This window comes from Enterocloster clostridioformis (assembly GCF_020297485.1).
GTDB classification, from domain to species: domain Bacteria; phylum Bacillota; class Clostridia; order Lachnospirales; family Lachnospiraceae; genus Enterocloster; species Enterocloster clostridioformis.
This window is the reverse complement of sequence record NZ_JAIWZC010000001.1, coordinates 2250086-2262604: the sequence shown is the minus strand read 5'-3', so window position 1 is coordinate 2262604 and position 12519 is coordinate 2250086. Positions and strand designations below refer to the sequence as shown.

General features: G+C 50.3%; 12 protein-coding genes, 2 pseudogenes and 2 riboswitches. Of the genes and pseudogenes, 12 read left to right on the top strand and 2 right to left on the bottom strand.

All coding sequences use genetic code 11. The features are described 5' to 3' along the window. Nucleotides 1–2 precede the first annotated feature (2 nt). Together LA360_RS11500 and LA360_RS11495 are read left to right on the top strand one after the other, a co-directional pair. Nucleotides 3–1016 carry an SDR family oxidoreductase gene (locus tag LA360_RS11500; protein WP_002584421.1) on the top strand — a complete coding sequence of 338 codons (1014 nt, stop codon included), beginning with the start codon at nt 3–5 and terminating at the stop codon, nt 1014–1016. 68 nt (nt 1017–1084) lie between these two features. Then, nucleotides 1085–1219, top strand: a pseudogene (locus LA360_RS11495) (DNA-3-methyladenine glycosylase I); the annotation flags it as partial. Between the two features lie 201 nt (nt 1220–1420). On the opposite strand, the gene LA360_RS11490 reads toward LA360_RS11495, so the two are convergent. After that, nucleotides 1421–2749: an IS4 family transposase gene (locus LA360_RS11490; protein WP_112481952.1), complete on the bottom strand. Its 1329-nt coding sequence runs from the start codon at nt 2747–2749 to the stop codon at nt 1421–1423. Between the two features lie 205 nt (nt 2750–2954). Here LA360_RS11490 and LA360_RS11485 point away from each other — a divergent pair. From LA360_RS11485 to LA360_RS11455, 7 genes and pseudogenes are all read left to right on the top strand, one after another. After that, nucleotides 2955–3428 (top strand): annotated as a pseudogene (locus tag LA360_RS11485) (DNA-3-methyladenine glycosylase I); the annotation flags it as partial. 357 nt (nt 3429–3785) lie between these two features. Next, nucleotides 3786–4007 (top strand): hypothetical protein, encoded by a 222-nt coding sequence (locus LA360_RS11480; protein WP_002584423.1) that lies wholly within the window; start codon nt 3786–3788, stop codon nt 4005–4007. Between the two features lie 273 nt (nt 4008–4280). Next, nucleotides 4281–4390, top strand: a riboswitch (TPP riboswitch). Between the two features lie 79 nt (nt 4391–4469). Next, on the top strand, nt 4470–4766 hold the full coding sequence (locus LA360_RS11475; protein ID WP_002584424.1) for a thiamine-binding protein: 297 nt from the start codon (nt 4470–4472) through the stop codon (nt 4764–4766). Beyond that, nucleotides 4735–5508 carry an ABC transporter permease gene (locus LA360_RS11470; RefSeq protein ID WP_022201267.1) on the top strand — a complete coding sequence of 258 codons (774 nt, stop codon included), beginning with the start codon at nt 4735–4737 and terminating at the stop codon, nt 5506–5508. Before LA360_RS11475 ends, LA360_RS11470 begins: the two co-directional genes overlap by 32 nt. 44 nt (nt 5509–5552) lie before the next feature. Then, nucleotides 5553–6638: an ABC transporter substrate-binding protein gene (locus LA360_RS11465; RefSeq protein ID WP_057571143.1), complete on the top strand. Its 1086-nt coding sequence runs from the start codon at nt 5553–5555 to the stop codon at nt 6636–6638. Between the two features lie 35 nt (nt 6639–6673). Next, nucleotides 6674–7459: an ABC transporter ATP-binding protein gene (locus LA360_RS11460; protein WP_022201265.1), complete on the top strand. Its 786-nt coding sequence runs from the start codon at nt 6674–6676 to the stop codon at nt 7457–7459. Between the two features lie 66 nt (nt 7460–7525). After that, nucleotides 7526–8281 (top strand): EFR1 family ferrodoxin, encoded by a 756-nt coding sequence (locus LA360_RS11455; protein ID WP_022201264.1) that lies wholly within the window; start codon nt 7526–7528, stop codon nt 8279–8281. 85 nt (nt 8282–8366) lie between these two features. Here LA360_RS11455 and LA360_RS11450 read toward each other — a convergent pair whose 3' ends face one another. Continuing rightward, on the bottom strand, nt 8367–9389 hold the full coding sequence (locus LA360_RS11450; RefSeq protein ID WP_022201263.1) for a PTS sugar transporter subunit IIC: 1023 nt from the start codon (nt 9387–9389) through the stop codon (nt 8367–8369). A gap of 207 nt (nt 9390–9596) precedes the next feature. Here LA360_RS11450 and LA360_RS11445 point away from each other — a divergent pair, with 207 nt between their 5' ends. From LA360_RS11445 to LA360_RS11435, 3 genes are all read left to right on the top strand, one after another. Next, nucleotides 9597–10139 (top strand): phosphatase PAP2 family protein, encoded by a 543-nt coding sequence (locus tag LA360_RS11445; protein WP_022201262.1) that lies wholly within the window; start codon nt 9597–9599, stop codon nt 10137–10139. Nucleotides 10140–10203: 64 nt separating this feature from the next. Then, nucleotides 10204–11229, top strand: a complete 1026-nt coding sequence (locus LA360_RS11440) for an MBL fold metallo-hydrolase (RefSeq protein WP_022201261.1) — start codon at nt 10204–10206, stop codon at nt 11227–11229. Between the two features lie 81 nt (nt 11230–11310). Beyond that, nucleotides 11311–11423: riboswitch (THF riboswitch) on the top strand. A 236-nt stretch (nt 11424–11659) separates the two neighbouring features. Beyond that, nucleotides 11660–12232, top strand: coding sequence for a folate family ECF transporter S component (locus LA360_RS11435; protein ID WP_022201260.1), 573 nt, complete (start codon nt 11660–11662; stop codon nt 12230–12232). Nucleotides 12233–12519 lie beyond the last annotated feature (287 nt).

The following is a 12519-nucleotide window of genomic DNA, read 5'->3' as shown; positions in this document are numbered from 1 at the left end:
TAATGAAAGCATTATTTATAGGGGGAACAGGAACCATCAGCACGGCCGTGACAGAGCTGGCCAGGGAGAGAGGCTGGGAGGTTGCCCTTCTCAACCGGGGCTCCAAACCGGTGCCGGAGGGAATGGAATCCATTGTTGCGGACATTCACGACGAGGAAGCGGTGGCCCGCATAGTGGAGGGCAGGACATATGACGTGGTGGCCCAGTTCATTGCGTATGGGGCGGAGGATGTGGAACGTGACATACGGCTCTTTCAGGGAAGGACGAGGCAATATATTTTCATCAGCAGCGCGTCCGCGTACCAGAAACCCATGGCAGGCTGTCCCATAACGGAGAGCACGCCTTTAATCAATCCCTATTGGGAATATTCCCGCAAAAAGATTGACGCGGAGGAGGTGCTGACGGCAGCGTACCGCAGGAACGGATTCCCTGTCACGATTGTGCGCCCCAGCCATACATATGATGGCAAAAAGCCGCCGGTGGCCATCCATGGTGATAAGGGAAACTGGCAGATATTAAAGCGGATACTGGAGGGAAAGCCAATCATCATACCAGGGGACGGCACCTCCTTGTGGACCCTGACCCATTCCACTGATTTTGCCAGGGGGTATGTGGGCCTTATGGGCAATCCCCATGCCATAGGCAATGCCTACCATATTACCAGCGATGAGTCCATGACATGGAACCAGATTTATGAAACGCTGGCAGAGGCATTGGACAGGCCTCTTAACGCCCTTCATGTGGCGTCTGATTTTCTGGCAGAGCATGGAAAGGAATACGATTTTGAAGGCCAGCTTCTGGGGGATAAGGCGTGTACGGTCCTGTTTGACAATACGAAAATCAAGAGGGCGGTGCCTGATTTTGTATGCAGGGTATCCATGGCAGAGGGGATTAGAAGCTCGGTCCGCTATATGATGGACCATCCGGAGAGTCAGACCCCGGACCCTCAGTTTGATGCGTGGTGTGACCGGATAGCAGGGGCATGGAAGGCTGCGGACGAGGCATTTGGAAAATAGGGATTGATTGGGAAACAGTCGGATGTATCGGCAGGAAAAGCGGATAAACGGCAGGAGGTCCGGGATAAATGGACGGGTGTACATGGTGTCTGTGCAATGAAAAAATGAAGAAATACCACGATGAAGAATGGGGTGTCCCTCTGCATGATGACCACAGGCAGTTTGAGTTTCTTATGATGGAAGTCATGCAGTGCGGGCTGAACCAATGTCATTTAGTTAACTTTTTGTAAAAGAAAGAATGTTTTTTTAAAATAGAGATCTGACGTTCCAAACGGATAGATTGAAGAGAAGGATATAGGGATTATTTATCAGAAGTAGTTTTGTAAATATTTTACCGCAAGGCAAACAAGCAGATTTACATCTGCTTCAAAAAAGGGTATTATAGATATTGATGAAACTGTTACTTATGCTGCTCGATATATAAAATATCGAGGTTTTCGGAAGTGTGCCGTTTGGAGTCGTGGATACTGTCGATCATTCCGTATCGGAATCAGCTCTTTTGTCAGCAGGGACATCACATCTATGGAGTCTTTCCCTGTGTTCGGACGGAGAAAGACTCTACAAATATGAGCAGCCATACTGAAATTTACTTTGTATTCATATTTCGTGTTTCCCTTTTCTATAATTGCATGATTGGTTAGTGTTTCTGTTATGTTGTAAGCGATTAACTTTGCCCAAATTTCCTGTTTGATATATTCTGGTTTGTAGGCATGGAAGTTACTCAATCCGACCGTATATTTCAGCTTACGGAAAGACCCCTCAATGGCCCATCTGGCATAGTATAGAAGTTTTATTTGTTCCGACGGGAATTCATCTGAAGGCAGATTAGTGACGATGCATTCATAAGAATCATCCGATATCGGAAACCGTACGATTCTAAAAGATAAATCGTAGGTATCCAGGGAACCATATGCAACGTAATCAAACGATGCAGCCGCATCCACAAAGCGTTTGTAATAACCTTCTTTAATCGATATCTTCTTTTTATGACTGCGAACCAGAGTTACATTTACCTGAATATCAAAGGAGTCTGCATCTGGAAACTCAAAATTTCCAACAAGTCCTTTGGAATGGATATCTTTGGTGCGAAATAAAAAATACTGGCCTTTTTCCTTCACATGTGCCATGTTGTTGTAAGAACAATAGCCCCTGTCACCGATAAAAACATCTTTTGTACCAGTCAGTAAATCGTGGCGGTCGACCATTTCACAGAAAGCACTAAATTCATCTTTCTGATGGATCGGCTGGATCAGCGCATCGGAATAAGTGTGCTTCTGTAAGTCGTAAAAAGCATTCAGATGCATACTGTAAAAGCCCTTTATTGAATGTCCATCAGAGACATGATACTCTTCTGGGGCGAAAGCAGGTTTACTGAAAAAGGTAAAGGTGGAGCCATCTGCAGCAAGAAAGCGGTAGCGTAGCTTTTTTTGGTCATAAAAGGAAGCAAAATGGTTAAAATGCCGAAATACAGCTTCCAGGGCATCCGGGCTAAGCTTTGCGCGTTGCTGGTTGAGTGCCGAAGCAGTTGGCGACTGTGGATCCATGTCGAAGAAGTCCAGCAATTCATTTTTTGTGCTGGAGGAGGCTTGGGAAACAAGGAAAGTGATAAGCTTATCGGCGGGGAACTTCCTGTTCCTTGTCAGATCGGTGTCCGAATAGGTAAATTCGGAGATTACGGATGAAACAAGATGGACGGAATGGGAAAAGCATTGTTTAATTTTTTGATGGAACATTGTGTGTACCTCCTTGAATTAGAATGAATTTATGATTCTAATCCAAGGGCCGCTCTCGCTACCTATTAAAGTCAATCAGTAGCGAGAGCGGCCGCACATTTTGTGGTGTATGTCAACTGTTTTTATGAAAAAAGGGAAAAATATGGTTAGACACCCTTCATTAAGAATCTAACCATAATATTGCAAAGCGTTAACTAAATGACATTGCGGGCTGAACTGGAACATGATGATACAGAAGCGGGAAATCTTCCGCCAGTGTTTTGACGGGTTTGATTACGACCGGATTGCGGCGTATACAGAGGCGGATATTGAACGGATTCTGACCTGTGAAGGAATGATTAAATCCCGCAGAAAGGTAGAGGCTGTCATTCATAATGCCAGGTGTTTTCAGAAGGTCAGGGAGGAATACGGCTCATTCAGTTCGTACATATGGAGCTTTTCCAGGGGAAAAACCATTCTTTATGCAGGCCATCAAAAGGGAAACATTCCGGCCTGTAACGCCTTGTCCCGGCAGGTCAGCCAGGAGTTAAGAAAACGTGGATTTAAGTATCTGGGGCCGGTAACGGTTTACTCTCATCTCCAGGCCTGCGGCGTGATTAATGACCATGTGGAGGGATGTTTCCGGTATCGTGATATTGTGGAGCATTATCCCACCGTGAAGAAGCGGGAAAAGGAGTAGGATGCATATATAACAGTTATCTGTAATGTGGCGATGAAAGGGATTCCGGGCTCTGGGGCCGGGAATCCTTTTTGCTTGTCCGCGCTGGCTTTTGCGGTCTCCGGCCGGAAGTATTCCTCTTACACATGCGACAGAAAAGCTTTAACTGAAATTAAGAAAGACGAAAAGAACAAAGACGAAAAGAACAAAGGCTGCATGCGCGCTACCATAGAATTATCAGAGGTGCCGGTACACTTGATGGCCAGTACGCTGGCGCCGCGTGAAGCGAGAAGGAGACTATTATGAAAATGAGATGGCGTGTGGCGGCGGACAGGCGTACCCTTATCTGTTCTGGGAAGGAGAGGACCGCACAGAGTAATGAAGGGCAGTCCTTACAACCTGATTACATTCCAGAAGGAAGCCTATGAGGAGACGGCCAGACTTCATATTTCGCCAAAACCGGACAGCATCCTCCGGGTATTCATGGTATACACACCGCTGGCTCAGCCCGTCCAGGTGGAGGAACCGGAGTTAAATGCGTTTGAGAGGAAGGGCTTCACTGCGGTGGAGCGGGGAGGAAAGGAGATTTTGGCAGAATGATAGTAAAACCTGTTGTCACTATAAGAAAACCGGATATCCCGCCGGGGCTGACATACAGTCCTGTCCTGAACTGCTTAAAAGAGTGCCGGACATTGCATATGCGGTTTTGGACCGTTCCGGCACCCAGGCGTGTTACAGGGCATTTCAGGATATCTGAAATGTGCGCATGACAGTGTACTGTACGCATGACAGGCCTTGCGGATCCTATGACAGCCGCAGGGCAGAGCAGCAGTACCTATTGACTTTTAAAATGAGCCGTAGTATACTTGTCCCAACAATGAAAAGGGGTGCTGGAGTGGAATCCGGCTGAGATGGAATATGTTCTGAACCCTGATACCTGATCTGGATAATGCCAGCGTAGGAAGCCTGCAGAAGATGTAAGTTTTTGTGAGTTTTATCCCGCCCGTAATATCCGGACGGGATTTTTTGATCCATATGATTTGAAGAGAAAAGGAGAACAATATGAACGCAAGCGTAGCAATCCAGTCACTTCCAAAGGCAGCTGATGATGAGGAATTAATCCGTATCGTGGACCAGGTCATCGATTACATCAAGAGCACGGGGTTAAACTATTATGTAGGTCCCTTTGAGACAACCATTGAAGGGGATTATGACCAGCTGATGGATATTGTAAAAGAGTGCCAGTATATTGCGGTCAGGGCGGGCGCCCCCTCTGTGGCCGCATATATTAAGGTTTCTTACCACCCCGAAGGAGATGTGCTTACCATTGAAAAGAAAGTTACCAAGCATCACCAGTAAACTGTGGTCTGTTTCCGCCATCCTGTCCATTCTCATCCTGTGGCAGCTTTCTGTATCCTTTGGACTGGTGGAGGGCTTCATGCTGCCTTCCCCGGTTCAGGTAGCCGGTGCATTTATGAAGGAATTCCCGGCCCTCATGGAGAATGCCAGGATTACACTGGCCGAGGCCGGGCTGGGGCTGGCTTTGGGAATTGCCGCGGGCTTTGGGGCCGCAGTGCTGATGGACCGGTTTGACAAGGCATACAAGGCTTTTTATCCCATCATTGTACTGACCCAGACCGTGCCGGCGGTTGCCATAGCGCCTCTTTTGGTGCTGTGGTTTGGCTATGAAATGACTCCAAAGGTCATACTCATTGTGATTACCACATTTTTCCCCATCACGGTGGGGCTGCTGACCGGATTCAGGGCTGCTGACCCGGATGCGGTGAATCTGTTAAAGGCCATGGGAGCGGGCCGGTTCCAGATATTCCGCTATATCAAGCTGCCGGGAGCCATGGGCCAGTTTTTTTCCAGTCTCAGGATATCTGCCTCTTACGCGGTGGTGGGAGCCGTGATTTCTGAGTGGCTGGGTGGTTTTGGAGGACTGGGCGTATACATGACAAGGGTTAAGAAGGCATTTTCCTTTGATAAGATGTTCGCGGTCATTTTCCTCATATCGGCCATCAGCTTAATTCTGATGTGGGCCGTGGAACTGCTTCAGAAAAAATGTATGCCATGGGAAAATAGCCGAAAACATAAATAGAACGGGAAAACTATATCCGGCGTTTATAAGAGGAGAGATTGAAAATGAAACATAAATGTGCAAGTATGCTGCTGGCCTCCCTTTGCATGGGAGTACTTCTCACCGGGTGCGGCAAAGCCCCGGATTCAGGAGAGAATACCGCCTCTGGCCAGGCCGCGGAGGATACACGGAAAGAGAACGTAAATAGGGAAAGCGCAAGCCAGGAGGAAGAGGGGGCGAAGCAGGATGTAAGAAAGCTGACATTTGTCCTGGACTGGACGCCTAACACCAACCACACAGGCCTCTATGTTGCCCGTGAAAAGGGATATTTTAAGGATGCCGGCCTGGAGGTGGAGATTGTGCAGCCGCCGGAAAACGGGGCGGAGGTACTGGCAGCTTCCGGAAAGGCTCAATTTGCAATGTCCTTCCAGGACAGCCTGGCGCCGGCATTTTCAGGGGATAATCCCCTTCCGGTAACCGCTGTGGCAGGTGTTATACAGCACAATACATCGGGCATTATTTCCAGAAAGGGTGAGGGAATGGACCGCCCAAGGGGACTGGAAGGGAAAAAGTATGCCACCTGGGACCTTCCTGTGGAAAAGGCGACCATTAAGGATGTGATGGAAGCGGACGGAGGGGATTTTGATAAGGTTGAACTGATTCCCAGCACAGTGACGGACGAGGTGACGGCTCTCAGGACAAAATCTGTGGATGCCATATGGATTTTCTATGCATGGGCAGGCGTAAAGACAGAGCTGGAAGGTCTGGAGACAGATTACTTTGCCTTTGCGGATTTGGATTCTGTATTTGATTTTTATACGCCGGTCATCATAGCCAACAATACATTCCTGGCGGAAGAGCCGGAGACAGCCAGGGCATTTCTGGACGCGGTCAGCAGGGGATACGAGTTCGCCATAGAACATCCTCAGGAGGCAGGGGACATCCTGTGCAAGGCCGCGCCGGAGCTGGACCCGGAACTGGTAAAGGCCAGCCAGGAATACCTGGCGGACAAGTATCAGGCGGATGCGCCAAAATGGGGATACATTGACCAGAAGCGCTGGGATGTATATTACGCATGGCTGAATGAAAAAGGTCTTACGGAGACGCCCATTGAGGCGGGAACAGGATTTTCCAACGAATACCTGCCGTAAGGCCGGGGACGGCAGTGCCGTGCCAGGAGGAGAACATGGAGCAGCTAAAGGTAGAGGGAATTTCAAAATCCTTTGACGGGGAGCAGGTGCTGGAGGATATATCCATCACCCTGAACAAGGGGGAACTGGTGTCGCTGCTGGGAATCAGCGGAGGCGGCAAGACCACTCTTTTTAATATTATCGCTGGGCTGTCAAGGCCGGATACAGGGCATGTCCTTCTGGACGGGGAGGACGTGACCGGTTGTCCGGGACGGGTGAGCTATATGCTGCAGAAGGACCTGCTCCTGCCCTACCGGACCATAGAGGATAATGTGGCCCTTCCTCTGATTGTAAAAGGAATGAAAAAGCGGGAGGCACGGGAGCTGGCATCCCCCTACTTCCGTCAGTTCGGCCTGGAGGGCACTCAGAAGAAATATCCGGCCCAGCTCTCCGGCGGCATGAGGCAGAGAGCGGCCCTGCTCCGCACGTATCTGTTTTCAGGCAGCGTGGCGCTGTTGGACGAACCCTTTTCCGCACTGGACATGATGACCAAAAAATCCGTCCATGACTGGTATCTGAAGGTGATGGATGAGATCCATCTGTCCACCCTGTTTATTACCCACGACATTGACGAGGCCATATTGCTGTCCGACCGGATATACCTGCTGACAGGCAGGCCCGGAAGGATAACAGAGGAACTCATCATAGAGGAGACAAAGCCCAGGGACAGGGATTTCGGCCTTACGGCAGAATTTCTGGAATATAAGAGGCATATACTGAAACATCTTGAAAGGACAGTCTGGATGAGGTTGACGGGGACAGGGAAAGAATATTATAATTAATATATTCCAATGAAAAGCCGGGTGCAAAAAAGAGGTAGCCATAAAAAGCAGAAGGAGACAACCGCCATGATTCTATATTTTTCAGGAACAGGAAATAGTGAATACATCGCGAAAAGAATCGGAGAAGAGATAAACGACGAAATCATGAATCTGGGAGAGAAAATACGCAGCCGCGACTTTTCCGGCATACACTCAGACACCCCGTGGGTCGTGGCCGCCCCCACCTACGCGTGGAGAATCCCCCGCATCCTGCAGGAATGGCTGGAAAAAACAGAATTAACCGGAAACAAAAACATATATTTCGTAATGACCTGCGGCGGAAACATTGGAAACGCGGGCAGATATCTGAAAAAGCTAACCGACGCCAAGGGCCTCAGCTATCAGGGCTGCGCCCAGATAATTATGCCCGAAAACTACATTGCGATGTTCACCACCCCCACCCGGGAAGAAGCTGCCGGGATAATCCGCCGGTCCCAAAGCGCAATCGACAAAGCCGCCCGGCAAATCAAACTCAACAGGCCGTTCCCCCAGGTTCCCGTAACACGAAAGGACAAGATCAACAGCGGGATTGTAAACGACATTTTTTACCCAATGTTCGTCCACGCCAAAAAGTTCCGGGCGACCGGCGCCTGCATATCCTGCGGAAAATGCGCCAACATCTGCCCCTTAAACAATATCCGCCTGAAAAACGGCTTCCCCGTCTGGGGCAGAAGCTGCACCCACTGCATGGCATGCATCAACCGCTGTCCAAGCCAGGCCATCGAATACGGAAAACACACCCAAAACCTTCCGCGCTACACCTGTCCAGAAAGCAGAGGTTAAACCATTGGTTTAGCCCCTGCTTTGCCATTTGAATCCATGGCGCCTTTTTCACGGCGTCAATCTCCGGTACGCGTTCACCGGCACCTTACAAATCTAATTTCAAATCCCCATCCTTAATCCATCCCATCCTGCGCAGCACCTCCCCAAACACAAAGGTCAGCACACCGGGAAGCAGGAAGCACACCATAAGGATGCCCACCCACATCCGGGTTCCGCCGCCCATGGCCGTATATACGCCGATGGGGCCCACCAGACCGCAGGTGCCCATGCCGGACCCGGCCGGGATGTTTTCCAGGCGGAAGACCATGGTGGCGATGGGGCCGGTAATCATGGACGCCAGTGTGGGCGGTATCCAGATACGGGGATTCAGCACAATGTTGCCCATCTGCAGCATGCTGGTGCCCAGGCCCTGGGCCATCAGACCGCCGACTTTATTTTCGCGGTAGCTCATGACGGCAAATCCAATCATCTGGGCGCAGCAGCCGGCTGTGGCGGCGCCTCCGGCCAGTCCGTCCAGGGACAGGGCAATACAGATGGCAGCGCTGCTGATGGGAAGGGTCAGGGCAATGCCGATAAGGACTGACACCAGGATTCCCATGATGAAGGGCTGCATTTCCGTGGCAGTCTTTACCAGGTTTCCGAACCAGTTCATGAATTGGGCCACGCCGGGCCCCACGAACTGGGCCACCAGCACACCGGAGATAATGGTGATACCGGGCGTCACGATGATGTCCAGACGTGTTTCCCTGGATACAATCTTACCCAATTCCGCAGCCACGATGGTGGCGACCAGGGCGCCCACAGGACCACCCAGGGCATTGCCCGCGATACCTACCGTGGCAGCGGAAAACAGCACCAGCTGAGGCGCCTTTAAGGCGTGGGCAATGGCGATGCCCAGGGCCGCGCCGGTAGCGCTTTTGGCGTAGTCGGCAATGACGTTGAAAATTTCTATCTGGAGCTGCCGGCCCAGGGTACCGAAGATGGTGCCGATGAGAAGGGATGCAAACAGGCCGAAAGCCATGGCCCCCAGAGCGTCAATCAGATAGGTCTGCACCGTGATGTTAACATTTTTCCGTTTCAGGAATTCTTTCACACTTGATTTTGCCATACTTATATTCTCCCTTTTCCGGGCTGAGGGGTGTATCGGAATTTATACGCTCCGGAGCCTTTATTTTGTTAGGGATTTTATCACATATTCATAAAAATGCAAGGTTTTTGACTAAAATTGCAGATTTCGTTAAAATATTAATAGATTGAAAAATAATATTATGTGGGATATAATGGTATGAACAGGGAATATTAACCTGGAAATGAGGTGAACGGTATCGAATTCCAGATTTTATATACACTGCAGGAACTTCACACGCCTTTGGTAGACGGGCTTATGGTGTTCATAACCTCTCTGGGCGACCACGGATGGTTCTGGCTCCTTATGGGTGTCCTGCTTTTTTCATTTCCCAGGACCAGGCTTTTAGGCGGATGTATGCTGATATCCATAGCAGCCGGATTTCTTTTGGGCAATGTACTGCTTAAGAATATGGCGGCCAGGCAGCGCCCATGCTGGCTGGACCCTTCCGTGGAGCTGCTGGTCCGTGTCCCCAAGGATTTCTCCTTCCCTTCAGGGCATTCCCTGGTGAGCTTTGAGGGAGCGGTCTGCATCTTCCTTTTTAACAGAAAATGGGGGATTCCGGCCCTTATGCTGGCTGTGCTCATCGCGTTTTCAAGACTGTATCTCTTTGTACATTTTCCCACGGATGTGCTGGCGGGAATCATCATGGGAACCGTAATTGCGTGGTTCGTGGTGAGGACGGCTAAGAGACGGACGGAAAAAACGGACCGGGTGCCAGGGGCTCCGTGATATGGCGGCAGGCTGATAAATAAAAATGACCATAGAATGACAGAATGAAAGACAGGTGGAAGTTATGTTGGAACGCGCTCCGGGAATTTTTGAAGTGGAGCTTCACAGCAATCAGAAAAGCATTGATGAGATTAAGATATTCCTCATTCCGGGAAATGACGGGGAGAGAAGCCTGATGGTGGATGCCGGTTTTCGCAGCAGGACGTGTCTGCACGTCATGGAAGAGGCGCTGGGAAAACTGGGAATCACCTATGACAGTCTGGATATATTCCTTACCCACAAGCATCATGACCACTGCGGCCTGGCCAGCGAGTATGCGGCCAGAGGCGCAAGGCTGTTCATGAATCCGCAGGAAGACAGGCACTGTTACGACTGTCTGTACTATAATCACAGCCATGGCTCCTCGGAGGACCAGCCCCAGGTGCTGCAGAGCGTTGGGGTGACAGAGGAGGGGACACCGGAGATATGGAACATGTTCATGGAAGTGAACCAGAGGATTCGGGAGAACAGGGGATGGGAATTCGAGATTCCGGGATATCCATATACACCGGTAAATGAGGGACAGATTCTGAGCTATGGGGATTATCACCTGGAGACAGTCGGGCTTAAGGGGCATACCTACGGGCAGATGGGTCTGTACGACCGGAATCATAAGGTACTCTTTTGCGCGGACCAGGTCATTGACGGCATTGTGCCCATTGTGGGTACCACCTATCCGGACGAGCACCTGCTTAAGGGGTATTTTGACTCCCTGGAAAGGCTGAAGCACCAGTACGGAGACTGCCTGATTCTTCCGGCTCACAAGGAGCCCATCCGGGATGTGAAGCGGGTGGTGGACCGGATTGTCTTTGCCTATCTGGACAAGACGGATTTAATCAAGCATATACTGGACCACGGCCATCACAGGATGACCACCAGGGAGGTGGCATGCCTGGCCTACGGTATAGACCATGTGCCCAGGGACCAGTCTGAGTTTATCAAGCTTAAGATGGTCATAAGCAAGACCTTTTCCTGTCTGGAATATCTGTATGATGAGGATTTTGCCATCCGCACTCTGGAGGGCGGGAGCTATTACTGGGAAGCGCCGTAAGGAAAAGCGCCGTAAGGAAAATAAAAAAGTGCTTGCATATCTTCAGATATAGTGTATAGTAGAAGGTACAATAAAAACAGAAGCAGAGTAGGTATATGTGCGTTAAGTGCCGGCTGGACAGGGAGTTGTCAGCTGGACGAAAGAGGATTCCCAAGGGGAATCTGTCTGCGGTACATATACCGCATCCCGCTGCAACAGAGATAGATGGAGCGGCCTGTTTTATGTGCAGCCGGTTTACGCCGGCCAAAAGCGTGTATGGAAATCAATGATATAACACGCTCTCGCACAGGGAAGTCATGTCCGGGCATATAAACGTGCGTCGGATAGGTTTCCGGGGCCGTTTTTTGTATGCAAGGAAGAAAGGTTCCTGCACCTGCCATTGCATATCTCCGTTTGTAGTCCGTGAAATCTGCAAAGGAGGTAATGAATCATGAAGAAATTAGCAGAATTGTTTGGCAGTTCATCCCGGGAGCTTAAAAGCGTCCGGACCATCACTGTGTGCGCCATGCTGGCGGCAGCGGCAATCATCCTGGTGAATTTCCGCATTGAGCTGACTAACACCCAGAGAATCGGCTTTTCCGGCATACCCAACCAATTAGTGGCCTATCTGTTCGGACCCGCTGTCAGCTGTCTGTTCGCGGGGGCTCTGGACATTATCAAGTATCTCATAAAGCCGGTTGGCGCCTTCTTTCCCGGCCTGACGCTGGTAACCATGCTGGCCGGACTGATTTACGGGTTTTTCTTTTATAAGAAGCCGTTAAAGTTCACCAGGGTGCTGGCTGCCCACTTCCTGGTCTGCCTGGTGTGCAACGTGATTCTCAACACCCTGTGTCTCAGTATCCTGTACGGGCAGGCGTTCATGCTGCTTCTGCCTCCCCGTGTTATACAGAACATAGTGAAATGGCCCATTGATTCCTTCATCTTTTTCAATGTGGCCAAGATGCTGGAGATGTCCGGCGTGTTCCGGGCTGTCAGGGGAAGCAGGGCCGCCGTGCAGCGGTAGCGGCAGAAACGGATTAAAAGTTATTTATTTAACGGGTGAAGCATTTAACAAGTGCGGGAAAGGAAAGCCACAGATTGCCCTGTACTGTTTACAGCAAAATGCCCTCGGGATTCAGGTAAGAAACCTGCCCCGGGGGCATTTTGCTGTGAGGGGATCTGCGCGGGCCGGAACCGCCTCTGAGAATTGCCGGTCTGCTCCGTTAATTTTGCGACGGGCTGTTTCGCAAAAAGTACACCGGCGCTGTTGCTTCGCCCGGACGGCTGTGCTATGATTGGGGCTGCAAAAAG